Here is a 25,257-nt window from a genome sequence, read left to right on the forward strand (position 1 = left end):
GGAGTTTACGCGGTGTAAATGAGTATTTTGAGCCGATTTTTAACGCCGGATGGGCGAGCGCAGGCAGTTTTCAGACAAAGCGTAGGAGGGAGGCGACGATGTTCCATCGGATCATGGTGCCGGTCGACGGCTCCAAGGGCGCCATCAAGGCGCTGGACAAGGCCGTCGGCCTGCAACGGCTCACCGGCGCCGAGCTCTATCTGCTGTGCGTGTTCAAGCACCACAGCCTGCTGGAGGCCTCGCTGTCCATGGTGCGGCCCGAGAAGCTCGATCTGCCCGACGACGCCCTCAAGGAGTACGCCACCGAGATCGCGGTGCAGGCCAAGGCCCACGCCGCCGAGCTCGGCGTCCCCGCCGACAAGCTGCGCGCCTTCGTCAAGGGTGGCCGCCCCTCCCGTACCATCGTGCGCTTCGCCCGCAAGCGGGAGTGCGACCTGATCGTGATCGGCGCCCAGGGCACCAACGGCGACAAGGGGCTGCTGCTGGGCAGCGTCGCCCAGCGGGTCGCCGGCTCTGCCCACTGCCCCACCCTGGTCGTCTGAGTCCTTGCCTCCATCGTTGCCCCGAGGCCGGGCCGGTTGCGCTCCCTTGCGACGGATGCGGAACCGGCCCGGCCCTGTTAGAGTCCCAGAGATTCCTCACACCCATGGCGCCGAGGCGCCGGAGCCCAAGGTTCTTTCATGAAGAGACTGCTGACTACCGCTTCCCTGACGGCCCTGCTGACCGCCGCCCCGCTGGCCCTGGCCGCCGCCCCCGAGACCGACGATGAGCGACTGGGCTACAGCCTCGGCGTGACCCTCGGCAAGAGCATCCAGCAGGATGTCGAGGACCTGGACATCGATGCCTTCACCCAGGCCATCCGCGATGTCTTCGAGGGCAACGAGCTGGCCATGAGCGACGAGGAGATGGCCGCCGCCCTGAGCCAGTTCCAGCAGCAGGCCATGGAGGCCCGCGCCGCCGAGGCCGAGCAGAAGGCCGAGGCCAACAAGGCCGAGGGCCAGGCCTACCTCACCGAGAACGCCGAGCAGGACGGCGTGACCGTCACCGACTCCGGCCTGCAGTATCGCGAGCTCGAGTCCGGCGACGGCGCCACGCCCGGCGCCGACGACACCGTCGAGGTCCACTACGAGGGCCAACTGATCGACGGCACCGTCTTCGACAGCTCCTACGAGCGCGGCGAGCCGGTCAGCTTCCGGGTCGGCCAGGTCATCGAGGGCTGGCAGGAAGCCCTGCAGCTGATGAGCGTGGGCGACACCTGGGAGGTCGTGATCCCCTCCGAGCTGGCCTACGGTGCCCAGGGGCAGGGCCCCATCGGTCCCCACGAGACCCTGGTGTTCAAGGTCGAGCTCCTCGACGTGACGCCCGCCGACGACGAATAAGCGCGGATGAGCGTTACCGCCCTGCTGCTGGCGGCCGGCCTCGGCCTGGGGCTGGCCACCCCGCTTCAGGCCCAGGAAACGCCGGCCGCGCTGCCCGCCCTGGCCGCCAGCACCGAGGCGACGAGCGTGATCGGCGTCTCCGCCGGTGGCTACATGGCCACCCAGCTCGCCGTGGCCTGGCCGTCGCGCTTCAGCGGCCTCGGCGTGGTGGCGGCCGGCCCCTGGGCCTGTGCCCGGGGCGAGCTCGGCCGCGCCCTGGGCCAGTGCATGTTCACCCGCCTCGGCCCTCCCGACCTGGCGGCCATCCAGGCACGCCACCGCGACTACCTGTCCCGCGACCTGGTCGGTGCCCCCGAGGCACTGGCCGACCTGCGCGTCTTCGTCTGGCACGGCGACGCCGACCCAACCGTCGATCCATCCCTGGGCCGGTCCCTGGTCAAGCAGTTCGAGGGCTGGCTGGCGACACCGGACCGGCAGCTTCGCTTCCGGGAAGGCGAGGGCGCGGCCCATGGCTGGCCGGTCGGCGCCGGGAGCGACGCTCCGACGGACGCCTTGGCGGACTGCGGCGAGGGCGGCGGCAGCCACCTGCTGGCCTGCGAGCCGGCCATCGCCGAGGCGGCGCTGACCTGGCTGCACGGCGCGCCGGCGGCCGGCGAGCCGGGCGAGACCGGCGGCCGGCTGGTGCGCTTCGACCAGTCGGACTTCGCTGCCCGGGGACTCGCCGATAGCGGTTACCTGTTCGTTCCGGCGGGCTGCGAGGCGGGTGGCTGCGCGCTGACCGTGGCCCTGCACGGCTGCGAGATGAGCGCGGCGGAGGGCGACGAGGCCTTCGTCCGTTACAGCGGCCTGAACCACCGGGCGGCCGCCGACCGGCGGGTGGTGCTCTACCCCCAGGTGGAGGCGAGCCTCGCCAACCCCAAGGCCTGCTGGGACTGGTGGGGCTACGCCGAGAGCGCCTGGCAGCTCGACCCGCTGCATGACTCCCGCCGGGGCAGCCAGATCGAGGCCCTGATGGGCATGGTCGACCGGCTGCAGGCCACCCCGGACGCCGACTGACGCCAGACCGCGGCTCAGCCCTCGCCGAGCTCCGCCGCGAGGGCCGCCTGGAGAGGCCCCGGAGTCGGGGAATGCAGGACCCGGCGGTGAATCTCGCCGTCGCGATCCACCAGGTACAGCGAGGCGCTGTGGTCGACGGTATAGCCCATGGCCGACTCCGGCGTCTCGACCTTGCGCCACACCACGCCGTAGCGCTCGGCGATCTCCTCGAGCTGGGCCCGGCTGCCGGTGGCGCCGATGAAGTCCTCGCCGAAGTAGGCCAGGTATTCCTCCAGCCTCGCCAGGGTGTCGCGCTCGGGGTCCACGGAGACCATCAGCGGCACCACCCGGTCGCGCCGCTCGGGGGACATCCGCTGGCGCACCTGGCGCACCACGGCCAGGCTCATGGGACAGACGTCCGGGCACCAGGTATAGCCGAAGAACACCACCGCCAGCTGGTCGTCCTCCAGCTGGCTCAGGGAGAAGTCGCCCCGGGTCGAGGGCAGCTCGATGGGCCCGCCGGCGGGCAGGCCCTCGTCACGCCCGACCCATTGCTGGTAGGCCCACAGGCCACCGACCGCCAGCAGCAGGGCGACCCCCGCCCCCATCACGCTTCGCCATCGTCGTGTCATGTTGCCTTCCTCGTTACCTCGAAGTCGAACCAGCTTCCCAGGCGCCCCCCGGGCGTGTCCACCACCACCCGGGCGCGCCAGCGCATCGCCGCCTCGCTGCACAGCGCGACCTGCCCATCGCCGCGGAACACCCCACCACCGGCCGCCGCGAGGGAAAAGCGGTGGAGCCCCATGTCCATGTCGCGGCCGACGAAGGTCACCACCGCGGCCTCGGCCGGCGCTCCCGCCAGCTGCACCTCGAGGGGCAGCACCGTCAGGGCGTGGATGGGCCCCTTGCCGGCGAGGTCCAACGTCAGCGTGACGCCCTCCCCGAGCTCGGTCCGGCAGGGGCCGGCCTGGAGATCGCAGGGCGTCGATGGCGGTGTCCACTGGACATCGTCACCGTCCAGGGAATGCCGCACCAGGTACCCCAGCATCACGCCCAGGGTCAGCAGAGTCGTGACGATCAACAGGCGCAGCAGCGGCGGCCGCGAGGCGGCGCGTCCGGCAGGGGCGGAAGGGGCCATGGCGGTGAAGCGACGCCTCCATCGGTGACGGGATAGACTGGATCTTATCAGCATTCGCCCGAGCCGCCGTGTGCACGGATGTCGCAGGGCCGAGTCGACGAGGAGGCGTCATGGACGGCGTGGCACAGGCCCTGGGGCCATTGTTCTTGTTGATCCTGCTGGGGGCGGTGCTGGCCCGGCTCCAGCAACCCGGCGGCGACTTCTGGCCACGCATGGAGCGGCTGATCTACTTCCTGCTGTTTCCCGCCATGCTGGTCGCCACCCTGGCCGAGGCCGATATCCGCCAGGTCCCGGTGGGCCGGCTCGCCCTGGTGCTGCTCGGGGCCATCGGCGTGCTCGGCCTGTCGCTGTGGTGCCTGCGCCATCGCCTGGGGCTGGCCGCACCGGCCTTCACCTCGGTCTTCCAGGGGGGGCTGCGGTTCAACACCTATGTGGGCGTGGCCGGGGCCGCGGCCCTGCATGGCCAGGCCGGCGCCACGGTGGCCGCGGTGGCCGTGGCGCTGATGGTGCCGGTGATCAACGTGCTGTGCGTCGCGGCCTTCATCGCCGCCGGCACCCTGGGAGCGGCCGGGCTCGGGGCCAGTCTCGCCGCCCTGGCACGCAACCCCCTGATCCTGGCCTGCCTGGCCGGCATCGCCCTCAACCTCTCCGGCATCGGGCTGCCCGGCTGGAGCCAGGACACGGTGGCCCTGCTGGGCCGGGCGGCACTGCCCCTTGGCCTGGTGGCGGTCGGCGTCGCCCTGCGTCCCCCGGCCCTGCTGCGCCGTGACCGGGGCGTCTGGGCCGCCAACCTGGTCAAGCTGGTGCTGATGCCCGCGGCGGTGCTGGCCCTGGCGCTGCTGCTCGGCCTCGACCCCGTGAGCCGCGACGTGGCCCTGCTGTTCGCCGCCCTGCCCACCGCCACCTCGGCCTATATCCTGGCTCGCCAGCTGGGCGGCGATGCCGAGCTCATGGCCGCCCTGATCACCGGCCAGACCCTGCTCGCCATGCTCACCCTGCCGCTCTGGCTGCGCCTCGCCGGCTAGGCAAATAAAAAAAGTTCTCGTTTACATTGACGAGATGAATGAGAACGATTTACTCTTGGCCCATGGCGTTGATGAGGCGCCATCCCGGTCAGGGAGCTTGCCAGCCCCTGGTCCCGGTTTCTCCTCCTCATTGCTAGTCACGGTCTTTTCGCCGCCCTCCGGGGCGGCTTCTTTTTTCCTCACTCGCGCCGCCCCAGGCGCTGCTTCAGCAACTCGCCCAGTGCCTCCACCGCCGGCCAGGAGGCGGCGGCCACCTGGCGCCCGTAATGCAGCTGGGCCTCGCAGGCCGGCAGCGGCGGCAGGCCCTCGGCCTCGCCCATCTCGCGCATGGCCGGCGTCAGCCGGTCCCGCTCGAGGATGCTCACGGCCAGCCCGGCCTCCACGGCCGTTTCCAGCGCATGAATGCTGGTGCTGGTGAACACCGCATGCCAGGAGTGACCGATGGCCTCCAGGGCCTCGACCCCCAGGTGACGATAGGGGCAGTCCACCGGGTGCAGGGCCAGCGGCAAGGGCTGATCCGGCGCCAGGACCAGCTCCCGGGCCCCCGCCCAGACCGGCGTGGTGCGCCACAGCGGCTCCCCCCCGACCAGCCGGTGCGGGCGATCCAGGGCCACGATCAGCGACAGCTCGCCCCGCTTCAGCCGCCTCGCCAGGTCGCCGCTGGTGGCGGTCACCGCCTCCAGCACCACGTCCGGGTGGCGGGCCAGGAAGTCCGGCAGCAGCCGTCCCACCAGTCGGCTGGCATAGTCCTCCGGCAGGCCGAAGCGCACCCGGCCACTCAGGCCCCGGCCACTGATCCGGGCCACCAGGCCATCATGGTGGCGCAGCAACTCCCGGGCCTCGCCGAGCAGCGTCTCGCCGGCGGCCGTGGGCGTCATGCCGCGGGGCCCACGCAGCAGCAGGCGCGTACCCAGCCGCGCCTCGAGCCGCTTGATCTGCATGCTCAGGGCGCTGACCGTGCGATGGCGCTGCTCGGCGGCCGCGGCCAGGGAGCCGAGGCGTGCCACCACGACGAAACTGCGCAGGGCCTCCAGGTCCAGGGTTTCCGAGGAGACTTCAGCCATATTGAACGCTCCCTGAAAAAAGTTTCGATTCCCGAAAGACTCTAGGCGCCCCAGACTCCCCCCACAAGTCACCGGATGTCTCGGGGAGGTCCCATGCGCGCCTTCACACGCCTGTCGCTAACCGGCTGGCCACGGCCGGGCGCCGCGCCACTGGGCGGCCTCGCCGTGGCCGTCGGCTTCGTGCTGTGCTGGAGCAGCGGCTTCGTGGGCAGCCGCCTGGCCGTGGCCGTCGACACGCCGGTCCTGTCGCTCTATGCCTGGCGCTTCGCGCTGGCCACCCTGCTGGCGGGACTCTGGTGGGCCCTGCGGGCCACCCGGCGCCGGGGACCGGGCCTGTCACCCCGCGCCCTGGCCCGCGAGGCCCTGGTCGGCAGCCTGACGGTGGGCGCCTACCTGCTGGCCATGCTGCTGGCGGTCGAGGCCGGCGTCAGCGCCGGCGTGGCGGCCCTGATCGGCGCCCTGCAACCCCTGGCGGCCACCACCCTGGCCGGCTGGTGGCTGGGCGAGCGCACGCGTCCGGCCCAGTGGCTGGGCATGTCGGTGGCGACCCTGGGGGCCGGACTGAGCGTGCTGGATGACCTGCAGGGCGTGGGCGGTGCGCCGGCCTGGGCCTACGGCCTGCCACTGCTGGCGGTGGCGGCCGTGACCCTGGGCAGCGTGCTGGGCGTCCGGCGACCGGCGGCCCTGGGGATGGAGGCGCGGCTGACCAGCCAGTTGGGGGCGGCGACGGTGGTGTTCTGGCTGGCCGCCGTGGCGCGTCAGGGAGACTGGCCGGCGCCGCCGCCCCTCACCCCGGACACGCTGACGGCGCTGGCCTGGCTGATCCTGCTCGCCACCTTCGGCGGCTACGGCTTCTTCATCGAGAGCCTGCGCCGCTTCGGGGTGAGCCACAGCGCCGCGCTGGTCGCCCTGACACCGGCGGTGACCCTGGGCTGGACGGCCCTGCTGTTCGGGGAGCTGCCGGGCGGGCTCGGCGCCGCCGGCATGGGCCTGGGACTGCTCGGCGCCGGGGCCGCCCTGGTCGCGGGTCGGCGCCGGGGGCGCGGGGCCAGCGGCCACGCCGGCACCGGAAGCCCGCTCAGTCGACGCGGCGGTAGATCAGATCCCAGACCCCGTGCCCCAGCCGCTCGCCGCGGGCCTCGAACTTGGTGAGGGGACGAAAGGCAGGACGCGGCACGTAGGGGGCGGTCTCCGGCGAGGCGGTGTTGGCATAGCCCAGGGCCTCGTCCATGACCCCGGCCATCCACTCGGCGTAGGCCTCCCAGTCGGTGGCCATGTGCAGGGTGCCGCCGGGCTTGAGCCGGGTGCGCACCAGGACGACGAAGGCCGGCTGGACGATGCGCCGCTTGTGGTGCTTCTTCTTCGGCCAGGGATCGGGGAAGAACAGCTGCAGGGTATCGAGGCTGGCCTCGGGCAGGCACTGCTCGAGCACCGCCAGGGCGTCCTCGCGATAGACGCGCAGGTTGGTCAGGCCGCGCTTGTCGGCCTCGTCGAGCAGCTTGCCGACCCCGGGAGCGTGCACCTCGATGCCGATGAAGTCGGTGTCGGGATGGGTCTCGGCCTGCTCGATCAGCGAGGCGCCCATGCCGAAGCCGATCTCCACCACCCGGGGAGCCTGGCGGCCGAAGAGGGCCTCGAGGTCCTGGCGGCCGTCGGCGAGCGTCAGCCCCAGCCGCGGCCAGACCTCCTCGAGGCCCCGGGTCTGGGCGGCGGTCATGCGCCCGGCGCGCAGCACATAGCTCTTGATGCCCCGGCGGTGCAGCGAGGCGTCGGGACCTTCCGGGCCGGTGGTCGAGGCGGTGTCGTCGTGGTGCGGTGCGTTCATGCGCGGCGTCGGATCTCGTGGCTCAGGGGGTGAAGGCGTCAGGCGTTGATGCGGCCGGCCAGCGGCGAGGACGGGTCGGCGCTCTGGCGGCGCGGCATGCGCCCGGCCAGGAAGGCCTCGCGGCCGGCCTGGACGGCCTGCTTCATGGCGCTGGCCATCAACAGCGGCTGCCGGGCGTGGGCGATGGCGGAGTTCATCAGCACGCCGTCGCAGCCCAGCTCCATGGCCAAGGCCGCCTCGGAGGCGGTGCCGATGCCGGCATCCACCAGCACCGGCACGCCGGCCCGCTCGACGATCAGGCGAAGGTTGTAGGGGTTCTGGATGCCGTGGCCGGAGCCGATCAGCGAGCCCAGCGGCATCACGGCGCAACAGCCCAGGCGCTCCAGCTCGCGGGCGACGATGGGATCGTCGCTGGTGTAGACCATCACGTCGAAGCCGTCGTCGATCAGCGTCTCGGCGGCGGCCAGGGTCTCCACCACGTTGGGATAGAGGGTGGTGTCGTCGCCCAGCACCTCGAGCTTGACCAGGTTGTGGCCGTCGAGGAGCTCGCGGGCCAGCCGGCAGGTCCGCACCGCATCCTTGGCGGTATAGCAGCCCGCGGTGTTGGGCAGCAGGGTGTAGCGCTCCGGCGAGACGACGTCGAGCAGGTTCGGCGCCGCGGCGTCCTGCCCCAGATTGGTGCGCCGCACCGCGAAGGTCACCACCTCGGCACCGCTGGCGGCGATGGCCTCGCCGGTCTCGTCGAAGTCGCGGTACTTGCCGGTGCCCACCAGCAGGCGCGAGGTGAATTCGCGGCCGGCGATGCGCAACGGCGCGTCCTGAAAGATGTCGGTCATGGTTGTCGTGCTCCTGTGTGCGGGTTCGCGGGACCGCCTCGGCGCGTCAGCCGCCACCGATGGCGTGGACGATCTCGACCCGGTCCCCCTCGGCCAGGCGCGTCTCGGCGTGGACGCTCCTGGGCACGATCTCCTCGTTGACCTCCACGGCGATGCGGCGGCCGGTCAGGCCGAGGGACTCGACCAGCCGGGCCACCGAGGCATCGGCCTCCAGGGTGCGGGCCTCGCCATTGAGCTGGATCTGCATGGCATCCTCTCCGGGGCTGCGGATTCGCGGGCCCATATTGTAGCGCCTCAGGGCCGGGCCGGGTACGGTAACCACGAGACGATCGCAGGAGACCGAGATGCAGGACCGACCCTGGTGGCTGGCGGCGGCGCTGTCCGGCGCCCTGATGGTGATGGCCGGGGCCTTCGGCGCCCATGCCCTGGAGGGCAGCCTGGCCCCGCGGCTGGTGGCGGCCGTCGAGACCGGGGTGCGCTATCAGGCCTGGCACACCCTGGCGATGCTCGGGGTGCTGGCCTGGCGCGCCGCCTGCCCGCGCCCCGGTCAGCGCCTGGCCCTGGGCCTGTGGGCGGCGGGCATGCTGCTGTTCTCGGGCTCGCTGTATGCCCTGGCCCTGTCGGGACTGGCGGGCCTCGGCCTGGTCACGCCGCTGGGCGGGGTGCTGCTGATCGGCGGCTGGCTGGCGCTGGCCGCGACGGCGGGCCGGGCTCAGTCGCCGTCCGGCAGCACATAGGTCGCCGTGACCAGGGCCACCGGGGCCTCGTCGCCGGCGGAGAACAGCTGGACCTCGCCCACCGCCAGGCGCCGTCCCAGCTTGAGCAGCCGCGCGTTGGCGATGATGTCGCGGTCGCCCCGCGGGCGACGCAGGAAGCGACAGTGCAGGTCACTGGTCACGGCCATCGGCTCGGGACCGACCTGGGCCAGGATCGCCACATAGAGGCAGACATCGGCGAGCCCCATCAGGGTGGGACCGGACACGCTGGCGCCGGGACGCAGGTGCTCGTCCTCGATGGCCAGGCTCATGGTGGCGCGCATCTCGTCGATGCCCTCGATGGTGCCGGAACGCTGGGGGAAGACCTCGTCGAGGAAGTCCTCGATGGCGGCGGCGGTCATCACGGTCATGGGGCGCTCCCTGCGGCAGTGGACGATGGTCCCCAAGATAGCCCAGCTGGCCGGCCGCGCACAGTCGCCTCAAGGGGCGAGGAATAGTCTATGCCCAAAGTCCTCACCCCTCAGCCTGAACCTCGAACCTCGAACCTCGAACCTCGAACCTCGAACCTCGAACCTCGAACGATTATCCCGCCTTGTGCACCGCCCGCCAGTGATGCAGCAGCGGCTCGGTGTAGCCCGAGGGCTGCTCGAGCCCCTTGAAGATCAGGTCCGAGGCGGCCTGGAAGGCGTGGGAGGCGGAGAAGTCGGCGCTCATCGGCGCGTAGTCCGGATCCCCGGTATTCTGCTGGTCCACCACCCTGGCCATGCGCTCCAGGGTCGCCCGGACCCGGTCGGCACCCACCACGCCATGATGCAGCCAGTTGGCCACGTGCTGACTGGAGATGCGCAGGGTGGCGCGGTCCTCCATCAGGCCCACGTCATGGATGTCCGGCACCTTGGAACAGCCCACGCCATGCTCGACCCAGCGCACCACGTAGCCGAGGATGCCCTGGCAGTTGTTGTCGAGCTCCTGCTGGATCTCCTCGTCGGACCAGGCCGGGTTCTCGGCCACCGGCACGGTGAGCAGGTCGTCGAGGAGCTCTTCACGCAGGGCACGCTCGCCCTGGGCCTCCAGCTCGCGCTGCACCTCGGCCACATTGACCTGGTGATAGTGCAGCGCGTGCAGGGTGGCGGCGGTGGGGGACGGCACCCAGGCGGTGTTGGCGCCGGCCTTGGGATGGCCGATCTTCTGCTCCAGCATGGCGGCCATCAGGTCCGGCATGGCCCACATGCCCTTGCCGATCTGGGCATGGCCGCGCAGGCCGCAGGCCAGGCCGACCTGGACGTTGCTGCGCTCGTAGGCGCCGATCCAGGTGCTGTTCTTCATGTCGCCCTTGCGGATCATCGGCCCGGCGGCCATGACGGTGTGCATCTCGTCGCCGGTGCGATCGAGGAAGCCGGTGTTGATGAACACCACCCGCGAGGTCGCCTCGTTGATGCAGGCCTTGAGGTTGACCGAGGTGCGGCGCTCCTCGTCCATGATGCCCATCTTGAGGGTGTCCCGGGACAGGCCCAGCAGGTCCTCGACGCGGCCGAACAGCTCGTTGGCGAAGGCCACTTCCCGGGGGCCATGCATCTTCGGCTTGACGATGTACACCGAGCCCTGGCGGGAATTGCGCGGCTGCCCCGCGCCCTTCTGGAGGTCGTGCAGGGCGACCAGGCTGGTGAGGATGCCGTCGAGGATGCCCTCCGGCAGCTCGTTGCCCTCGGCATCGAGCACCGCCGGGGTGGTCATCAGGTGACCGACGTTGCGCACGAACAGCAGGGCGCGGCCCGGCAGGGTCACCTCGCCGCCCCGGGGGTCGGTCCAGGTCCGGTCGCCGTGCAGGCGGCGGGTGAAGGACTTGCCGCCCTTCTCGATCTGCTCCTCGAGGTCGCCCTTCATCAGGCCCAGCCAGTTGGCGTAGACGCCGACCTTGTCCTCGGCGTCCACCGCGGCCACGGAATCCTCGCAGTCCATGATGGCGGTCAGTGCGGCCTCGACGACCACGTCCTTGACCCCCGCCGGGTCGGTCTTGCCGATGGGATGCCCGGCATCGACCTGGATCTCCAGGTGCAAGTCATGGTTGACCAGCAGGATGGCGGAGGGCGCGGCGGCCTCGCCCTGGTAGCCGACCAGCTTGCCCGGCTCCTTGAGGCCGGTCTCGCGACCGCCGTCCAGGGTCACCGTGAGGTGGCCGTCACGCAGGGCGTACTTCACCGCCTCGCGGTGCGAGCCGGTCGCCAGCGGCGCGGCGCGGTCGAGCACGCCACGGGCGTAGGCGATGACCTTCTCCGCCCGCCTCGGATTGAAGCTCTCGCCCTTCTCGGCGCCGTCCTCCTCGGCGATGGCGTCGGTGCCGTAGAGGGCATCGTAGAGGCTGCCCCAGCGGGCGTTGGCGGCATTCAGGGCATAGCGGGCATTGTTGACCGGCACCACCAGCTGCGGGCCGGCCTGCACGGCGATCTCGCGGTCGACATCGGTGGTGGTGACCTGGACCTTGGCGGGCGCCTGCTCGAGGTAGCCGACCCGCTCGAGGAAGCCACGGTAGGCTGGCATGTCGCGGATCGGGCCCGGGTTCTCGCGGTGCCAGGCATCGAGCTCGCCCTGCAGGCGGTCGCGCTCGGCGAGCAGTTCACGGTTCTTCGGTGTCAGATCATGAAACAGGGCGTCCACGCCGCGCCAGAAGTCGTCGGGGTCGACCCCGGTGCCCGGCAGGGCCTGCTCGTTGATGAAACGGTCCAGTTCGGCGGCCACCTGGAGACGGTGGCGGGTGATGCGTTGGGTCATGGGGTCGTTCTCCTATGCGTGGCGATCCGGCGTCCCCTGGCACCGAACAGCCGGACAGGGCAAGGTGACTGCGTGATGACAATTTTGTGGAAATTGCTTCCACATGTAAACCCGACACCGGCGGACATCCCCGCAGGGTAGACCAAAAGACGAGAGCCGGTAGTCTGACTCCCGACATTAATGAACAGTGGTTCCGCCCTCGGCAAGACGCTAGCATGGGCAGTCATTGCGGAGGACTCGATGAGCGATTTCAGCCCCCTACAGGCCCTGGGCCCGATTGCGCCCGCCGACCGGACCGGCCAGGATCTCGAGCGCTACCTCGGGCACTATGGCCTGGCGCCGCTGCTGGCCGAGCACGTGGGGCTCTATGTGGGCTACGTGGACGCCCACGGCTTCCGCCTCTGGACCCAGGTGTGGAGCCCACCGGCCCCCATCGGCACGGCCTTCGTGGTACATGGTTACTATGACCACCTGGGGCTCTATCGTCACCTGCTCGAGTGCCTGCTCGATCGCGGCTGGCGGGTGGTGCTCTGGGACCTGCCGGGCCACGGGCTGTCGAGCGGCGCGCGGGCCTCCATCGGCGACTTCGACGAATACGGCGACTGCCTGCGCAGCCTGCAACACCACCTGGCGGCCCAGGACCTGGTGCCCCAGCCCTGGCTCGGCATCGGCCAGAGTACCGGGGCGGCGATACTGGCCACCGACGCCCTGCGCCGGGGCGATGACGGCCATTGGGCCGGCCTGGCCCTGCTCGCCCCGTTGGTGCGCCCCTGGGGCTGGTCCCAGTCGAGCTGGCTGCACCGCCTGGTGGGCCCCTTCCTCCGCTCGGTCCCGCGCCGCTTCCGCGACAATTCCACGGACAGCGACTTCTCCACCTTCCTGCGCGAGGGTGACCCGCTGCAGCCGGACCGCCTGGCCATGGAATGGGTGGACGCCATGCGGCGCTGGATGCCCCAGCTGCTGTCCCTGCCGGCCAGCCCCGTGCCGACCCTGATCCTGCAGGGCGAACAGGACCTGACCGTGGACTGGGAGTGGAATCTCGAGGTACTGGAGCGCAAGTTTCCCAACGCCGTGGTTCATCGCCACCCCGAGGCCCGCCACCACCTGGTCAACGAGGCCGAGCCGATCCGACGGGTGCTGTTCGAGGCGCTGGAAGGCTTCATCGCCGGCCTCGAGCCCCATCGCGTCGACCGACCGGCGCGTCCGCCGAGTCGGAGGCGCTCGGCCCCATGACGCGACGCCTGCTGCTCCTGCTCCCGCTGTTCCTGTTGCTCGTCGGCTGCGCCGGCACCTGGGACGCCCCGGACGCCCCCCAGACCGTGCGCCAGGCGCTGCTGGGGCTCGGCAAGCGGGCCGCCGAGGAGGTGGCAACGGCATCGCCCCTGCCCCGCCCCAGCGCCGACCAGGTCCTGCTGCTGGCCATGCCCGAGGTCGACCCCGACCTCCCGCTGGGCGATTCGCGCCTGCTCGAGAGCCTGACCCGGGCCCTGCTCGGCATCGACCAGGGGCCCCAGGTCCTCGACTGGCGGCCGGCCCTGTCCGAGGGCGCCGGCCGCAACCAGTGGCGCCTGGATAGCCGACTGATCGCCACCGGCCCGCGCCTGACGCTGTCCGACCGGCAGCTGCTGCCCTACCGGCTGCAGCTGACCCTGCGCCGCCCCGGCAGCGGGACGGCGCTCTGGGAGTCCACCATCGACGGCGCCCTGGATGCTTCCGCGCTCTGAGCGCCCCCCCGCGCCCTCAGCCGCCGCTGAGTAACCGGTCGAGCTGGCGATAGCCGATGGCCTCGATCAACTGCTCGCGGCCGGGGCGCGGCAGCCCGGCCAGGTCGGCCAGGGTCAGGGCCACCCGCAGCACCCGGTGGTAGGCCCGGGCCGACAGCCGGAGCCGCTCCAGCACCCCGGCCAGCCAGGCCCGGTCGCCGGCGTCGAGGGCACAGGCGCGCTCCAGCTCGCCCCCCGCCAGGTGGGCATTGAGCGCGCCCCGGGCCAGTTGGCGCTCGCGGGCCGCCAGCACCCGGGCACGTACCGTCGCCGACCCCTCCCCGGCCTCCCGGGAGGTCAGCTGCTCGGGCGGCAGCGCCGGCACCTCCACCTGCAGGTCGATGCGGTCCAGCAGCGGTCCCGACAGGCGCGCCTGATAGCGCTGGATCTGAGCCGCGGTGCACTGGCAGGCCTGTCGGGGGTCGCCCAGGTGGCCGCAGGGGCAGGGATTCATCGCCGCCACCAGCTGGAAGCGCGCCGGGTAGCAGCGCTCGTGGTTGGCCCGGGCGATGTGGATCCGTCCGGACTCCATGGGCTCGCGCATCACCTCCAGCACCTGGCGGGAGAACTCCGGCAGCTCGTCGAGGAACAGCACCCCGTGGTGGGCCAGGGAGATCTCCCCGGGACGCGGTCGCGAGCCGCCACCGACCAGGGCCACCGCGCTGGCGGTGTGGTGCGGCGCGCGGAAGGGCCGGCGGCCCCACTGCTCGCGCAGCGGCAGGCCGCTCACCGAGCGCACCGCCGCCACCTCGAGGGCCTCGTCCTCGCCGAGCGGCGGCAGGATGCCCGGCAGCCGGCTGGCCAGCATGGTCTTGCCGGTGCCGGGCGGGCCGGCGAACAGCAGGTTGTGGCCCCCGGCCGCCGCCACCTCCAGCGCGCGACGCGCCTGGTGCTGGCCGCGCACCTCGCAGAGGTCGGCCCCCGGCGCCTCGCCGATCGCTGGCCGCTCCAGCCGGTGGGCGGGGATGGGCGCCTGGCCCAGCAGGTGGGCCACCACCTCGAGCAGATGGGCGGCGGGCAGCACCTCGAGCTCGCCGGCCAGCGCCGCCTCGTCGGCGTTGGCGACGGGCACGATCAGTCGGCGACCGGCGCGCCGCGCCGCCAGGGCCAGGGGCAGCACGCCGGTCACCGGCCGCAGGGCCCCGTCCAGGGCCAGCTCGCCCACGCACTCGGTGGCCTCGAGGGCCTCGGCGGGCACCTGCCCGGAGGCCACCAGCAGGCCCAGGGCGATGGGCAGGTCGAAGCGCCCGCCGTCCTTGGGCAGGTCGGCGGGCGCCAGGTTGAGGGTGATGCGTCGCAGGGGGAAGTCGAAGCCGGCATTGACCAAGGCACTGCGCACCCGCTCGCGGCTCTCCTTGACCGCCGCCTCCGGCAGCCCGACCAGGGTGATGCCGGGCAGACCGTTGGCCAGGTGCACCTCCACCAGGACCTCGGGGGCCTCGAGGCCGAGGCCGGCCCGGGTGCGTATGATTGCCAGCGTCATCGGCGGTCCCTCGCACGTTGTCTGCCCTCAGGCTAGACCAGCGCCGACGGGACCGCTCGATGGCTCAGCGGCCGGTCTCGCCGGCGCCGGCACCCTCCTCGGGCGCGGCAGGGGGTTCCGGGGCCTCGATGGCCGGGGCCGGCGCCTCGCGGTCGGCCGCCGGCCGGGAGGTCTCCAGCGCCTCCTCCAGGGCCGCGACCTGCTTCTCCAGGGCCTCGACCCGGCCACGGGTGCGCTGCAGCACGTCCATCAGGATGTCGAAGTCCTCCCGAGACACCAGCTCCAGGCGGTCGAAGGCGCCCCGCACGACCTGCTGGATGCCCTTCTGCACCTCCTCGGGGGCCTGGGAGGCGCCCTGCAGGCGTTCGCCGATCTGCTGAGCCAGTCGACTGATGCGATCTTGGCTGACCATGGTGTCTCTCCTGAACGGTGGTGGGATGGCTGTCCGACAGGATACGCAAGGCGCGCGCGGTGCGCATTCCCCCACGCTCGCTGCTTCATGGCGCAGCCCCGCCGCAGATCGGCACCAAGACGGTGCATCGAGGTGCCCCCCATGACCCGGAGCCCGTATGACCACCCCTTCTGGCTTCCTCCAACCCCATGAATTGACAACTTTAACGCTGGCATTGGCATGGATTGCGCAAGGATTGCGGGACATGCACCGTGCGGCACCATGCCGCTCTCATCACCTGCAGGGGAGATTAGGGATGAAGCTGATCACCGCCATCATCAAGCCATTCAAGCTCGACGACGTGCGCGAGGCACTCGCCGATAACGGCGTGCAGGGCATCACCGTCACCGAAGTGAAGGGCTTCGGCCGCCAGAAGGGCCACACCGAGCTCTATCGCGGCGCCGAATACGTGGTCGACTTCCTGCCCAAGGTCAAGATCGAGGTCGCCGTGGACGACGGTCGACTCGACCCCGTGCTGGACGCGATCTGCACCGCCGCCAACAGCGGCAAGATCGGCGACGGCAAGGTGTTCGTGACCCCCCTGGAAGACGTCATCCGTATCCGCACCGGAGAGCGCGGCGGCGACGCCGTCTGAAGCGACCGCCCATCCCCCTTCATGAGGAGTGACCGTCATGACTGAGTTGACCGAGCTGAGCTACGCGCTCGATACCTTCTACTTCCTGATCTGTGGCGTCCTGGTGATGTGGATGGCCGCCGGCTTCTCGATGCTCGAGGCCGGCCTGGTGCGTTCCAAGAACACCGCCGAGATCCTGACCAAGAACATCGCGCTGTTCGCCGTCGCCAGCACCATGTACCTGCTGCTGGGCTACTACCTGATGTACTCCGGCTCCGCGGGCGGCCTCCTGCCCAACCTGGGCTTCCTGCTGGGCGGCGAGAATACCGTGGCCGCGGTGACCGCCGGCGGCGACGACGCGCCCTACTACTCCATGCGCGCCGACTTCTTCTTCCAGGTCGTGTTCGTGGCCACCGCCATGTCCATCGTTTCCGGGGCCGTGGCCGAGCGCATGAAGCTGTGGGCCTTCCTGGCCTTCACCGTGGTGATGACCGGCGTCATCTACCCGGTCTCCGGTTACTGGACCTGGGGCGGCGGCTGGCTGGCCGAGGTCGGCTTCTCCGACTATGCCGGCTCCGGCATCGTGCACCTGGCCGGGGCGGCCGCGGCGCTGGCCGGCGTGCTGGTGCTCGGCCCGCGCAAGGGCAAGTACGGCAAGGACGGCAGCATCTTCGCCATCCCCGGCGCCAACCTGCCGCTGGCGACCCTCGGCACCTTCATCCTGTGGATGGGCTGGTTCGGCTTCAACGGCGGCTCCGAGCTGAAGGTGTCCGACGTCAGCTCGGCCAACAACATGGCCCAGGTGCTGGTGAACACCAACGCCGCCGCCGCCGGCGGGGTGATCGCCGCGCTGATCCTGGCCAAGCTGTGGTTCCGCAAGGCCGACCTGACCATGGCCCTCAACGGCGCCATCGCCGGCCTGGTGTCCATCACCGCCGACCCGCTGTCGCCCAGCGCCCTGGGCGCCACCCTGATCGGCGGCGTGGGTGGCCTGCTGGTGGTGGTGTCCATCGTCGGCCTCGACAAGCTCAAGCTCGACGACCCGGTGGGTGCGATCTCCGCCCACGGCGTGGCCGGCCTCTGGGGCGTGCTGGTAGTGCCGCTCTCCAACGACGGTGCCTCCTTCGGTGCCCAGATCATCGGCATCCTCGGCATCTTCGCCTGGGTGTTCATCGCCAGCCTGGCCGTGTGGCTGATCATCAAGGCCGTGATGGGCGTCCGGGTCAGCGAGGAAGAGGAATACGAGGGCGTCGACCTGGCCGAGTGCGGTCTCGAAGCCTACCCCGAGTTCACCGTCTCCAAGGTGCACGGTGGTGGCGCCGGCCGCAGCCGGGCCGAAGGGCTGAGCCAGCCGCAGATGAGCCCCCGCACCGAATGACACCGATGGCAGCAGGCATCACGATGGCCCCTCGCGGGGCCATTTTTTTATTCCTCCCGCAGGGGGTGTATGCTCTGGCACAATGACCCCCGACAGGGATGGCGCACGCCGCCATCGGATACGGACAACGCGAGGACATGACCATGAAGCTGGTGACCGCCATCATCAAGCCGTTCAAGCTCGACGACGTACGCGAATCGCTCTCCGAGATCGGCGTCCAGGGCATCACCGTTACCGAGGTCAAGGGCTTCGGCCGCCAGAAGGGCCACACCGAGCTCTACCGCGGCGCCGAGTACGTGGTCGACTTCCTGCCCAAGGTGAAGCTCGAGGTGGCCGTGGACGAGTCCATGGCCGAGCAGGTGATCGATGCCATCACCCAGGTGGCGAACACCGGCAAGATCGGCGACGGCAAGATCTTCGTCACCGCCCTGGAGCAGGTCATCCGCATCCGCACCGGCGAGACCGACAAGGACGCGGTCTGATCACCCAGGTGGCGCCGATACCTGCCGCAAGATCGGCGACGGCAAGATCTTCGTCACCGCCCTGGAGCAGGTCAGCGGAACGCCGCACCGCCGCCTCCGTACCGGCGAGACCGACAAGGACGCGGTCTGATCACCCAGGTGGCACTGACACCTTCAGCAAGATCGGCGACGGCAAGATCTTCGTCACCGCCCTGGAGCAGGTCAGCGGAACGCCGCACCGCCGCCTCCGTACCGGCGAGACCAACAAGGACGCGGTCTAAGCTCGAAGCAGTAATGCCGAGCTCCTCCCCTGAAACGTCAAACCCTCCGAGGCATCACCTCGGAGGGTTTTTCTTCCCGCTTCAAGCTTACGGCTTATCGCTCCCGGCGAAGCCGGTTGGCTCAGAAGTGGAACTGGGCGCTGGCCATCACGCGGCTGGCATCCACCTCCTCACCACTGACCTTCTCGAGGTCGACGTACTGGTACTCGGCGCCCACCGAGAGGCGATCATTGATGTCCCAGATCAGGTTGACATGGGAGAACTGCACGGTTTCCGCCAGGTCCTGGAAACCGGCCACCTCTTTCGGGAGATCCTGGTTGACCAGCGAGGTGCCGATGGAACTCGACCAGTCGGCGTTCCAGCGGTGATCGAGGGCGATACCATAGCTCTGCAGGTCGACGGTCTCCAGCGAGCCGCCGGCATCCAGGAAGGCATCCGGAGCCCGGAAGCGCGCCCCGATCGGCGGGACATAGTCGAGGTAGTTGCCGAGCCCGGTACCGGCCATCAGGTTACCCTTGAGGGTGGTGCTGCCCCCCAGCGGCAGGGCGCCCTGGGCGGCGATGCCGTAGGCGGTCACCTCCTCGTCCACCCCACTGGTGGCCTCGTTGCTGGCGAACCGGCGCACCACCCCGGAGACGCCGAAGTTGCGCTTGTAGCGATAGCGCAGGGTCAGGTCCGGCAGCGGCGTCTCCGTGTCGAGGTCGCCGCCCACCGGCGACACCGAGAACTGGTCGGCGTTCTCCAGCGCCACGGCGAAGGTATTGGCCCCCGCTTGATGTGTGTAGCGCAGCTGCTCGGGACGCCCGGTGGCGTAACCGATCGGGCCACCCAGCTTGAGGATACGCGGCGTGCCCAGGAAATGCATGAAGTTGGTCCAGCTCTTGCCGGCCAGGAAGGGCCCGTACTCGCCGTAGGCGTGGCGCAGGTTGAACTTGTCGTCGGGGGCGAAATGGCCTTCCACATAGGTGCGCAGCATCTCGTCGCCGAAACGCGTCTGAGTGCGGAAGTTGAGCCGCGATTCCTGGGCCGTGAAGCGGGTCTTGCCGTCGGTCTCGTTGCCGGGATCCGCCGCCCTCAGCGGATCGGTGATCTCGCCCAGGTCGTAGTCGAAGTCATAGAGCATATCGAGCTTGACGTAGCCGCCGAAGGCGACGTCGGTGTTGGTGCCCGGGATGTTGAAAGTACTGCGGTGGTTCCAGGGCGCACCCACCCGGCTCGGCTCGCCGGTCACCACCGGCTGGCCCGCCTCGACCACGTCGAAGGCCAAGGAACTTTGGGCCGCAAGGATGCCTGCCGGCAGCAGGGCCAGCATCAGGGTTTTCTTGGCTTGCATGTGGATCTCTCTTGATTCGTTGTTATGAAACGGAAGAAAAAGGATTGTTTTTTTCGTTCAGGTTCTCTCGATGATCCCTGGCGTCTCCTCCCTCGGCAGTGGTATGAGACGCCACCGGCGAGCCGGTGACGGCGGGCATCAGTAGAGGGTCTTCTGCGGCGGGCCGGCGAACTCGAGCGGGCCGACGCTTGCCATGTCGACCTCGACCAGCGCCGGGCCGGCACTACCCACGGCCTCGCCCAGCACGGCCTGGAAGTCATCGCCCCGGCCGACCTTCCAGCGCGGCAGGCCCAGGGCATCGGCCATGGCCTGGAAGTCCGGCGTGAGCAGGTCGTTGTAGTACTGGCGACCCTCGAAGTACTTGTCCTGGATGCCGCGCATCACCCCGTAGCCACCGTCGTTCATCACCACCAGGGTCATGTCCAGGCCTTCCTGGGCCAGCGTCGCCAGCTCGCCGACCATCAGCATCAGGCCGCCGTCGCCGACCACGGTGACCACCTTGCGGCCCTGCGCGCCCACGGCGCAGCCGATGCCGGTGGCCAGGCCCTGGCCGATGGCGCCGGCGAGCGAATGGATGTTGGTCAGCGGGCGCTCGATGGGCAGCAGCCGGCTGCCCCAGGTGCTGCCGGAGACGGTGATGTCGCGCACGAAGATGCCGTCCGCGGGCAGCGACTCGCGCACCGCGTCGCAGAGCCTGGCGTACTCGCCGACCTGGTCGCGCAGCGCCCGCTCGGCGGCCTGCACGGCCTCGGCGACCTCGCGGTCGACCTCGGCATCGGGCGTGCGCCGTCCCTCGAGGCGATCGGCCAGGCGCGACAGCACGTCGCCGCACTCGCCGCACAGGAAGGCATCGGCGGCGTAGTTGCGGTGGGCCGCCGCCGGGTCGACGTCGACCTGCACCAGCGGCCGCGGCAGGGCCACCGAGAAGGTGCGGGTCTCGTTGCTGCGCAGCCGCGAGCCGGCCGCCAGCATCAGGTCGCACCGGGCGAACAGCGCCTCCACCGCCGGGGCGCTGTGGAAGGCCCGCAGGCTGCGCGGATGGCTGTCGGGCAGCACGCCGCGGGCATGGGTACTGGACACCACCGGGATGCCGGCGTCGGCCAGGCGGCGCACGGCCTCGCCGGCCTCCAGGCAGCCGCCACCGATCCACAGCACCGGACGCCTGGCGGCCAGGAGGCGCTCGGCCAGGGCCTCGATCTCGGCCTCGCCGACGCGGGCCGGGGCCGCGGGGCTCGCCGGCGCCGTCTCGACCCACTCGACCTGGCTGGCCTGGATGTCGATGGGGATCTCCAGGCTCACCGGGCCGCGGGGCAGGGTCATGGCCTCCTGGATGGCGCGGTGCAGCAGCGGCACCACCTGCTCGGGGGTGCAGGCGCGGTAGGCGCGCTTGGAGCAGGCCGTCAGGAAGCCCATCTGGTCGCGGGTCTCGTGGATGAAGCCGGCGTCGCGATCCAGGTAGGCCTTCTCGACCTGGCCGGTGATGTGCAGCAGCGGCGTGCCGGCGTTGAGCGCCTCGAGCATGGCCCCCACGGCGTTACCGGCGCCGGCGCCGGTGCTGGTCAGGGCCACGCCGAGGCCGCCGACGCGGGTATGGCCGTCGGCCATGGTCACGGCGCCGGCCTCGCCGCGGGACGGCACGAAGCGCACCCGCTCGCGCCGGCCGATGGCGTCGGCGATCGGCAGGTTATGGATGGAGATCACGCCGTACACGGCCGAGACCGCGTAGGCTTCCAGGGTGCGGGCGACGGCGTCGCCCACGGTGATGGTCGTCATGATGCTTTTCCTCGGTGACCGTGGGCGTTCAGTCGCACCAGTTCATGGGGTTCGCGTCGAGGCCCAGGTACAGGCTCTTCTGCTGCATGTAGGCCTGGATGCCCTGGCGGCCCTTCTCGCGGCCCAGGCCGCTCTCCTTGTAGCCGCCGAAGGGCGTCGAGATGGAGAACTTCTTGTAGGTGTTGATCCACACCGTGCCGGCCTCGAGCTTGCCGGCCAGGCGCAGGGCGCGGCGGTAGTCGGCGCTCCAGATGCCGGCCGCCAGGCCGTAGACGTTGTCGTTGGCGAGTCCCACCAGCTCGTCCTCGTCCTCGAAGGGCAGCGCCACCAGCACCGGGCCGAAGATCTCCTCCTGGCAGACCGCGCTGGCGTGGGGCAGCCCCTCGATGATCGTCGGCGGGTAGAAGCTGCCCGCGGCCAGCTCGCCCTGGGTGGGGATCTCGCCGCCGGCACGGACGCGGCCGCCTTCCTCCCGGGCCCGCTCGACGTAGGCCGCCACGCCGTCGCGGTGCCCTTCGTTGATCAGCGGGCCCAGATGGACGCCGGGGGTCTCGGGATGGCCGACGCGCAGCTCGCGGGCGATGGCCTCGAGCCGCGCCATGACCTCCTCGTAGCGGCTACGGTGGATGAACAGCCGCGAGCCGGCGATGCAGGCCTGGCCGGCAGAGCTGAAGATGCCGTAGGCCACGCCCTTGATCGCCTGCTCCAGGTCGGCGTCCTCGCAGATGATGGTCGGCGACTTGCCGCCCAGCTCCAGGGAGGTGCCGATCAGCTTGTCGGCGGCCACGTGGGCCAGGTGGCGGCCGGTGTTGGTGCCGCCGGTGAAGGAGATCTTGCGCACCCTGGGATGACGCACGATGGCCTCGCCGATCACGCTGCCGCGGCCCGGCAGCACGCTGAGCAGGCCCTTGGGCAGCCCGGCCGCCTCGAACAGCTCGGCGAGCTTGAGCGCCATCAGCGGGGTGGCCTCGGCGGGCTTGAGCACCACGGCATTGCCGCCGGCCAGCGCCGGGGCGACCTTCTGCATCTCGCTGGCGATCGGCGAGTTCCAGGGCGTGATGGCGGCGATCACCCCGAGCGGCTCGTACTGGCTCAGGGTCATGAAGTCGGCGTTGCGCTGGGTGGGCAGCTCGCCCTCCAGGGTCTCGCAGGCCGCCGCGAAGTAGCGGGCGGTACCGGCGGCGCTGGCCACCAGGCCACGGGCCTCGGCCAGCGGCTTGCCGTTGTCGCGGGTCTGCAGGGCGGCGAGCTCCTCGCTGCGCGACCTGATCAGCTCGCTGACGCGATAGAGCACCTCGGCCCGCTCGTGGGGCATACGGTCCCGCCAGGCGGGGGCGCGCCAGGCCGCGTCGGCGGCCTCGACCGCCGCTTCGACGTCCTCGAGGCCCGCGGCGTTGAGCTCGGCGTTGATCGAGCCGTCGGCGGGGAAGCGCGACACCATGGGGTCGCCGCGGCCCTCGCGCCATTCACCGGCGATGAAGATCTTCAGGGTCATCTCGGACACCTCCGCTTAGAACGAGACCGGCTCGAGCGCCTGGCGGCAGGCGCGCACCACCGAGAGGGCGGCGAGGGTCGAGGTCTTGGGATTGCTTTCCAGGGGATGGCCGTTGAGTTCGATGGTGAACTCGCCGAAGCGTCCCTTGGCATGGATACGATGGGTATTGCGGCGGGTGGCCGGATCGACGATCAGCTGGACCCGGGTGTCGCGCATGCCCACGCCGGCCAGGGCGATGGTGGCGGCGACGTTGGAGTTGGCCGGGAACAGCCGTGCGGCTTCGCCGGCGTCGCCCTCGAAGAACACCGTCTTCTCGCTGACGGCGTCCAGGTCGATGAGCTGCGCGGCGTGGCTGCCCTTCCAGCTGCGCGGCGCCTTGCAGGCCTCGTAGGTGACCTCATCGAGGCCCCCCTCCCGGGCCGCCGCCAGGCCGTCCATGCCGGCCACGGCGCCGGACAGCAGCTGCATGCGCCCGCCGCCCTCGCGGGCCGCGGTGGCGAGCCGATCGAAGAGCGCCTCGTCGGCCAGGGCGCCGGTGGCCACCACGGCCAGGGTCAGGCCGCGGCGCAGCACCGCTTCGCCGTGCTCGGCGAGGCCCGGCTGGCCGGCACACTCCACCACCAGGTCGGGACGCTCGGCGCACGCCTCGATGGCGGTCAGCACCTCGGCGCGGCCGGCCAGGCGGTCGCGGGTCGCCGCGGCATGGGCCTCCGGCACCATCACCCAGGCCAGTTCCATGCCCAGGGGGAGCAGGCGGTGCACCTCGCTGCCCATGGCGCCGTAGCCGATCATCATCAGTCGTTGGGTCATCGGGGAAATCTCCGTTGCCTTAGAGGTGGCGGTTGAAGCCACCGGAGACATCCAGGGCGGCGCCGGTGGTGAAGGAGGCCATCGGGGAGGCCAGGAAGACCAGGGCACGCGCCGGCTCCTCGGGGCGACCCAGGCGGCCCATGGGGATGCCGCGCTTGGCGGCGATGGCGCCGATCCACTGCTCCCAGCTCTGGGAGGGGTCGTCGCGCTGCTCGAAGCGGCGGCGCCACTGGCCGGACTCGACCATGCCCAGCAGGATGGAGTTGACGCGGATGCCGTCGCCGATCAGCTCGTGGGACAGCGAGTGGGTCATGTTGAGCAGGGCGGCGCGGGCCGCCGAGGTGGCGATCATGTGCGGCTCGGGCTGCAGCGCCAGCAGCGAGTTGACGCAGGTCAGCGAGCCGATGTCGGAGGCCGCCAGCTGGTCGCGGAAGGCACTCAAGGGATTGATGACGCCGAACAGCTTGAGGTTGGCCTCGGACAGCCAGGCCTCCCGCGGGGTATCGTCGAAGTGGGCCACGTAGCCCTGGCCGGCGTTGGCGATCAGCATGTCGGCGCCGCCGAAGCGGTCGCGCACGGCCGCGGCGAAGGCCGCACAGGAGGCCTCGTCGAGCACGTCGCAGGTCTCGGCCAGCAGCTCGGCGGCGGGGAATTCCTCTTCGAGCCCGGCGCGGGCCGCCTCGAGGCGCTCGGGGTTGCGGCCGCACAGCGCCACCCGGGCGCCGTGGGTGAGCAGCAGGCGCACGGTCTCGAGGCCGATCCCGGAGGAGCCGCCGGTGACCACCGCGACCCGGTCTTCGATCAGAAAGCTCATGGTGTCGTCCTCTTTCGGGTTCGCGTGGATGGCGTCAGCAGCGGCTCGGCGAAGGCCGCGACGGCCGCGGCGAAGGCCTCGGGCGCATCGATGTAGCTGGCATGGCCCGCGCGGGCAATGCCGCGATAGGGCAGTCCCAGCCGCCCGGCCAGGGCCCGGGAGGCCTCGGGCGGGGTGATGGCGTCCGCGTCGCCGCACAGCACCGTGGCCGGCACCGGCAGGCCCGCGGGCGCATAGGCCTCCAGGGCGTCGTGGGCCAGCATCCAGCTGGCTTGGGCGAAGCCCTCGACGTGCAGGCGCCGCATGCCCTCGCGGACCCGGGCGACGTCGCCTGGGTCGGCGTCGTCGCGCAGCAGGCGCGGGGCGCGGGCCGCGGCATAGGCCTCGTGGCCCTGCTCGGCGAGCCGCGTCCAGCGACTGCGATAGACCTCGTCGCGCTTGGCCTCGTCGGCGTCGCGGTAGCCCAGCGCGGGGTCGGCCAGGATCACCCCGGTCAGCTGCTCGGGCCGGCGGGCCGCATAGGCACTGGCCATCATCGCCCCCAGCGAGTGGCCGACCAGCACGCAGCGCTCGATGCCCAGGGCGTCGAGCCAGGCGTCCAGGCGCGCGGCATAGTCGGCGGCCGTGGGCTCGGCCGCGGCCAGCGGCTGACTGTCGCCGTAGCCCGGGGCGTCCCAGGCCAGCAGGCGATAGCCGGCCAGGTGCAGGGCCAGCGGTGCCCAGGAAGCCGCCCCGGAGCTGATGCCGTGCAGCAGCACGATGGCGGGGCCCGCGCCGCTTTCGTGGTAGGCCTGGGGGCCGGCATCGAGCCTCAGTTGCCTGGGTGTCATTGTCCGGGGTGTCATGGCCTCACC

Annotated in this window: 27 protein-coding genes; 11 read left to right on the forward strand and 16 right to left on the reverse strand. The window is 71.0% G+C overall.

What is annotated here, in order from left to right:
* Window positions 1–98: 98 nt before the first annotated feature.
* The 3 genes from FHR97_RS06715 to FHR97_RS06725 all read left to right on the forward strand — a co-directional run bounded on the left by FHR97_RS06715 (window position 99) and on the right by FHR97_RS06725 (window position 2,435).
* Complete coding sequence (locus tag FHR97_RS06715; RefSeq protein WP_183383003.1) at window positions 99–542, forward strand: universal stress protein; 444 nt, start codon at window positions 99–101, stop codon at window positions 540–542.
* Between the two features lie 138 nt (window positions 543–680).
* A complete protein-coding gene (gene bamJ, locus FHR97_RS06720) occupies window positions 681–1,379 on the forward strand; it encodes a BamJ family beta-barrel-assembly machinery protein (RefSeq protein WP_183383004.1) in 699 nt (232 codons plus the stop codon).
* A gap of 6 nt (window positions 1,380–1,385) precedes the next feature.
* Window positions 1,386–2,435 carry an alpha/beta hydrolase family protein gene (locus FHR97_RS06725; RefSeq protein WP_183383005.1) on the forward strand — a complete coding sequence of 350 codons (1,050 nt, stop codon included), beginning with the start codon at window positions 1,386–1,388 and terminating at the stop codon, window positions 2,433–2,435.
* 14 nt (window positions 2,436–2,449) lie between these two features.
* Here the strand turns inward: FHR97_RS06725 and FHR97_RS06730 are convergent, their stop codons facing one another.
* Window positions 2,450–3,046: an SCO family protein gene (locus FHR97_RS06730; protein WP_183383006.1), complete on the reverse strand. Its 597-nt coding sequence runs from the start codon at window positions 3,044–3,046 to the stop codon at window positions 2,450–2,452.
* The gene (locus FHR97_RS06735) at window positions 3,043–3,552 is read right to left on the reverse strand and encodes a hypothetical protein (RefSeq protein ID WP_183383007.1); all 510 of its coding nucleotides are present in this window, start codon (window positions 3,550–3,552) and stop codon (window positions 3,043–3,045) included. The genes FHR97_RS06730 and FHR97_RS06735 overlap by 4 nt, the downstream gene beginning before the upstream one ends.
* A gap of 110 nt (window positions 3,553–3,662) precedes the next feature.
* Here FHR97_RS06735 and FHR97_RS06740 point away from each other — a divergent pair, with 110 nt between their 5' ends.
* Complete coding sequence (locus tag FHR97_RS06740) at window positions 3,663–4,577, forward strand: AEC family transporter (RefSeq protein ID WP_183383008.1); 915 nt, start codon at window positions 3,663–3,665, stop codon at window positions 4,575–4,577.
* A 179-nt stretch (window positions 4,578–4,756) separates the two neighbouring features.
* Here the strand turns inward: FHR97_RS06740 and FHR97_RS06745 are convergent, their stop codons facing one another.
* Window positions 4,757–5,641 (reverse strand): LysR substrate-binding domain-containing protein, encoded by an 885-nt coding sequence (locus FHR97_RS06745; protein ID WP_183383009.1) that lies wholly within the window; start codon window positions 5,639–5,641, stop codon window positions 4,757–4,759.
* A 93-nt stretch (window positions 5,642–5,734) separates the two neighbouring features.
* Here FHR97_RS06745 and FHR97_RS06750 point away from each other — a divergent pair, with 93 nt between their 5' ends.
* Window positions 5,735–6,793, forward strand: a complete 1,059-nt coding sequence (locus FHR97_RS06750) for a DMT family transporter (protein WP_246403823.1) — start codon at window positions 5,735–5,737, stop codon at window positions 6,791–6,793.
* On the opposite strand, the gene trmB is transcribed toward FHR97_RS06750, so the two are convergent.
* From trmB to thiS, 3 genes are read right to left on the reverse strand one after another with little or no spacing between them, the layout of a single operon-like run.
* The gene (trmB, locus tag FHR97_RS06755; protein WP_183383011.1) at window positions 6,720–7,466 is read right to left on the reverse strand and encodes a tRNA (guanosine(46)-N7)-methyltransferase TrmB; all 747 of its coding nucleotides are present in this window, start codon (window positions 7,464–7,466) and stop codon (window positions 6,720–6,722) included. The genes FHR97_RS06750 and trmB overlap by 74 nt on opposite strands.
* A 38-nt stretch (window positions 7,467–7,504) precedes the next feature.
* On the reverse strand, window positions 7,505–8,302 hold the full coding sequence (locus tag FHR97_RS06760; protein ID WP_183383012.1) for a thiazole synthase: 798 nt from the start codon (window positions 8,300–8,302) through the stop codon (window positions 7,505–7,507).
* A gap of 46 nt (window positions 8,303–8,348) precedes the next feature.
* A complete protein-coding gene (gene thiS, locus FHR97_RS06765; protein WP_183383013.1) occupies window positions 8,349–8,549 on the reverse strand; it encodes a sulfur carrier protein ThiS in 201 nt (66 codons plus the stop codon).
* Between the two features lie 97 nt (window positions 8,550–8,646).
* On the opposite strand from thiS, the gene FHR97_RS06770 reads away from it, so the two are divergent.
* On the forward strand, window positions 8,647–9,039 hold the full coding sequence (locus tag FHR97_RS06770) for a DUF423 domain-containing protein (protein WP_183383014.1): 393 nt from the start codon (window positions 8,647–8,649) through the stop codon (window positions 9,037–9,039).
* On the opposite strand, the gene FHR97_RS06775 is transcribed toward FHR97_RS06770, so the two are convergent.
* Window positions 9,015–9,428 carry a PaaI family thioesterase gene (locus FHR97_RS06775; RefSeq protein WP_183383015.1) on the reverse strand — a complete coding sequence of 138 codons (414 nt, stop codon included), beginning with the start codon at window positions 9,426–9,428 and terminating at the stop codon, window positions 9,015–9,017. The genes FHR97_RS06770 and FHR97_RS06775 overlap by 25 nt on opposite strands.
* 172 nt (window positions 9,429–9,600) lie before the next feature.
* Entirely contained in the window at window positions 9,601–11,787 is a 2,187-nt protein-coding gene (locus FHR97_RS06780) for a malate synthase G (protein WP_183383016.1), read from the reverse strand.
* Between the two features lie 240 nt (window positions 11,788–12,027).
* Here FHR97_RS06780 and FHR97_RS06785 point away from each other — a divergent pair, with 240 nt between their 5' ends.
* Entirely contained in the window at window positions 12,028–13,020 is a 993-nt protein-coding gene (locus tag FHR97_RS06785; RefSeq protein ID WP_183383017.1) for an alpha/beta hydrolase, read from the forward strand.
* Window positions 13,017–13,511, forward strand: coding sequence for a hypothetical protein (locus FHR97_RS06790; RefSeq protein WP_183383018.1), 495 nt, complete (start codon window positions 13,017–13,019; stop codon window positions 13,509–13,511). Before FHR97_RS06785 ends, FHR97_RS06790 begins: the two co-directional genes overlap by 4 nt.
* Before the next feature lie 16 nt (window positions 13,512–13,527).
* Here the strand turns inward: FHR97_RS06790 and FHR97_RS06795 are convergent, their stop codons facing one another.
* Both FHR97_RS06795 and FHR97_RS06800 read right to left on the reverse strand, forming a co-directional pair.
* Window positions 13,528–15,033, reverse strand: coding sequence for a YifB family Mg chelatase-like AAA ATPase (locus tag FHR97_RS06795; RefSeq protein ID WP_183383019.1), 1,506 nt, complete (start codon window positions 15,031–15,033; stop codon window positions 13,528–13,530).
* 64 nt (window positions 15,034–15,097) lie between these two features.
* A complete protein-coding gene (locus tag FHR97_RS06800; RefSeq protein WP_183383020.1) occupies window positions 15,098–15,445 on the reverse strand; it encodes an accessory factor UbiK family protein in 348 nt (115 codons plus the stop codon).
* 295 nt (window positions 15,446–15,740) lie between these two features.
* On the opposite strand from FHR97_RS06800, the gene FHR97_RS06805 reads away from it, so the two are divergent.
* From FHR97_RS06805 to glnK, 3 genes are all read left to right on the forward strand, one after another.
* Window positions 15,741–16,079, forward strand: coding sequence for a P-II family nitrogen regulator (locus tag FHR97_RS06805; RefSeq protein WP_183383021.1), 339 nt, complete (start codon window positions 15,741–15,743; stop codon window positions 16,077–16,079).
* Window positions 16,080–16,116: 37 nt separating this feature from the next.
* Window positions 16,117–17,436: an ammonium transporter gene (locus tag FHR97_RS06810; protein ID WP_183383022.1), complete on the forward strand. Its 1,320-nt coding sequence runs from the start codon at window positions 16,117–16,119 to the stop codon at window positions 17,434–17,436.
* Between the two features lie 143 nt (window positions 17,437–17,579).
* Window positions 17,580–17,918: a P-II family nitrogen regulator gene (glnK, locus tag FHR97_RS06815; protein WP_183383023.1), complete on the forward strand. Its 339-nt coding sequence runs from the start codon at window positions 17,580–17,582 to the stop codon at window positions 17,916–17,918.
* Window positions 17,919–18,299: 381 nt separating this feature from the next.
* On the opposite strand, the gene FHR97_RS06820 is transcribed toward glnK, so the two are convergent.
* The 6 genes from FHR97_RS06820 to FHR97_RS06845 form a co-directional block, all read right to left on the reverse strand.
* Window positions 18,300–19,511, reverse strand: a complete 1,212-nt coding sequence (locus FHR97_RS06820; RefSeq protein WP_183383024.1) for a DcaP family trimeric outer membrane transporter — start codon at window positions 19,509–19,511, stop codon at window positions 18,300–18,302.
* Window positions 19,512–19,649: 138 nt separating this feature from the next.
* Window positions 19,650–21,284: a thiamine pyrophosphate-binding protein gene (locus FHR97_RS06825; RefSeq protein ID WP_221187715.1), complete on the reverse strand. Its 1,635-nt coding sequence runs from the start codon at window positions 21,282–21,284 to the stop codon at window positions 19,650–19,652.
* Between the two features lie 28 nt (window positions 21,285–21,312).
* The gene (locus tag FHR97_RS06830) at window positions 21,313–22,779 is read right to left on the reverse strand and encodes an aldehyde dehydrogenase (protein ID WP_183383025.1); all 1,467 of its coding nucleotides are present in this window, start codon (window positions 22,777–22,779) and stop codon (window positions 21,313–21,315) included.
* Window positions 22,780–22,794: 15 nt separating this feature from the next.
* Entirely contained in the window at window positions 22,795–23,589 is a 795-nt protein-coding gene (locus FHR97_RS06835) for an aspartate dehydrogenase (protein ID WP_183383026.1), read from the reverse strand.
* Between the two features lie 19 nt (window positions 23,590–23,608).
* Window positions 23,609–24,403: an SDR family oxidoreductase gene (locus tag FHR97_RS06840; RefSeq protein WP_183383027.1), complete on the reverse strand. Its 795-nt coding sequence runs from the start codon at window positions 24,401–24,403 to the stop codon at window positions 23,609–23,611.
* A complete protein-coding gene (locus tag FHR97_RS06845) occupies window positions 24,400–25,248 on the reverse strand; it encodes an alpha/beta fold hydrolase (protein WP_246403824.1) in 849 nt (282 codons plus the stop codon). The genes FHR97_RS06840 and FHR97_RS06845 overlap by 4 nt, the downstream gene beginning before the upstream one ends.
* Window positions 25,249–25,257 lie beyond the last annotated feature (9 nt).

This window comes from Halomonas stenophila, assembly GCF_014192275.1.
In the GTDB taxonomy this organism is placed as follows: Bacteria; Pseudomonadota; Gammaproteobacteria; order Pseudomonadales; family Halomonadaceae; genus Halomonas; species Halomonas stenophila.

What these genes read in the sequence shown, in the direction of transcription:
- FHR97_RS06810 (WP_183383022.1), top strand. Translation starts at nt 16,117, where the DNA reads ATGACTGAGTTGACCGAGCTGAGCTACGCGCTCGATACCTTCTACTTC.
- FHR97_RS06795 (WP_183383019.1), bottom strand. Translation starts at nt 15,033, where the DNA reads ATGACGCTGGCAATCATACGCACCCGGGCCGGCCTCGGCCTCGAGGCC.
- FHR97_RS06845 (WP_246403824.1), bottom strand. Translation starts at nt 25,248, where the DNA reads ATGACACCCCGGACAATGACACCCAGGCAACTGAGGCTCGATGCCGGC.
- FHR97_RS06760 (WP_183383012.1), bottom strand. Translation starts at nt 8,302, where the DNA reads ATGACCGACATCTTTCAGGACGCGCCGTTGCGCATCGCCGGCCGCGAA.
- FHR97_RS06770 (WP_183383014.1), top strand. Translation starts at nt 8,647, where the DNA reads ATGCAGGACCGACCCTGGTGGCTGGCGGCGGCGCTGTCCGGCGCCCTG.
- thiS (WP_183383013.1), bottom strand. Translation starts at nt 8,549, where the DNA reads ATGCAGATCCAGCTCAATGGCGAGGCCCGCACCCTGGAGGCCGATGCC.
- FHR97_RS06785 (WP_183383017.1), top strand. Translation starts at nt 12,028, where the DNA reads ATGAGCGATTTCAGCCCCCTACAGGCCCTGGGCCCGATTGCGCCCGCC.
- FHR97_RS06825 (WP_221187715.1), bottom strand. Translation starts at nt 21,284, where the DNA reads ATGACGACCATCACCGTGGGCGACGCCGTCGCCCGCACCCTGGAAGCC.
- FHR97_RS06830 (WP_183383025.1), bottom strand. Translation starts at nt 22,779, where the DNA reads ATGACCCTGAAGATCTTCATCGCCGGTGAATGGCGCGAGGGCCGCGGC.
- FHR97_RS06800 (WP_183383020.1), bottom strand. Translation starts at nt 15,445, where the DNA reads ATGGTCAGCCAAGATCGCATCAGTCGACTGGCTCAGCAGATCGGCGAA.
- FHR97_RS06740 (WP_183383008.1), top strand. Translation starts at nt 3,663, where the DNA reads ATGGACGGCGTGGCACAGGCCCTGGGGCCATTGTTCTTGTTGATCCTG.
- FHR97_RS06750 (WP_246403823.1), top strand. Translation starts at nt 5,735, where the DNA reads ATGCGCGCCTTCACACGCCTGTCGCTAACCGGCTGGCCACGGCCGGGC.
- FHR97_RS06790 (WP_183383018.1), top strand. Translation starts at nt 13,017, where the DNA reads ATGACGCGACGCCTGCTGCTCCTGCTCCCGCTGTTCCTGTTGCTCGTC.
- FHR97_RS06780 (WP_183383016.1), bottom strand. Translation starts at nt 11,787, where the DNA reads ATGACCCAACGCATCACCCGCCACCGTCTCCAGGTGGCCGCCGAACTG.
- FHR97_RS06730 (WP_183383006.1), bottom strand. Translation starts at nt 3,046, where the DNA reads ATGACACGACGATGGCGAAGCGTGATGGGGGCGGGGGTCGCCCTGCTG.
- FHR97_RS06745 (WP_183383009.1), bottom strand. Translation starts at nt 5,641, where the DNA reads ATGGCTGAAGTCTCCTCGGAAACCCTGGACCTGGAGGCCCTGCGCAGT.
- FHR97_RS06725 (WP_183383005.1), top strand. Translation starts at nt 1,386, where the DNA reads ATGAGCGTTACCGCCCTGCTGCTGGCGGCCGGCCTCGGCCTGGGGCTG.
- FHR97_RS06835 (WP_183383026.1), bottom strand. Translation starts at nt 23,589, where the DNA reads ATGACCCAACGACTGATGATGATCGGCTACGGCGCCATGGGCAGCGAG.
- FHR97_RS06735 (WP_183383007.1), bottom strand. Translation starts at nt 3,552, where the DNA reads ATGGCCCCTTCCGCCCCTGCCGGACGCGCCGCCTCGCGGCCGCCGCTG.
- FHR97_RS06805 (WP_183383021.1), top strand. Translation starts at nt 15,741, where the DNA reads ATGAAGCTGATCACCGCCATCATCAAGCCATTCAAGCTCGACGACGTG.
- FHR97_RS06715 (WP_183383003.1), top strand. Translation starts at nt 99, where the DNA reads ATGTTCCATCGGATCATGGTGCCGGTCGACGGCTCCAAGGGCGCCATC.
- FHR97_RS06820 (WP_183383024.1), bottom strand. Translation starts at nt 19,511, where the DNA reads ATGCAAGCCAAGAAAACCCTGATGCTGGCCCTGCTGCCGGCAGGCATC.
- FHR97_RS06840 (WP_183383027.1), bottom strand. Translation starts at nt 24,403, where the DNA reads ATGAGCTTTCTGATCGAAGACCGGGTCGCGGTGGTCACCGGCGGCTCC.
- glnK (WP_183383023.1), top strand. Translation starts at nt 17,580, where the DNA reads ATGAAGCTGGTGACCGCCATCATCAAGCCGTTCAAGCTCGACGACGTA.
- FHR97_RS06775 (WP_183383015.1), bottom strand. Translation starts at nt 9,428, where the DNA reads ATGACCGTGATGACCGCCGCCGCCATCGAGGACTTCCTCGACGAGGTC.
- trmB (WP_183383011.1), bottom strand. Translation starts at nt 7,466, where the DNA reads ATGAACGCACCGCACCACGACGACACCGCCTCGACCACCGGCCCGGAA.
- bamJ (WP_183383004.1), top strand. Translation starts at nt 681, where the DNA reads ATGAAGAGACTGCTGACTACCGCTTCCCTGACGGCCCTGCTGACCGCC.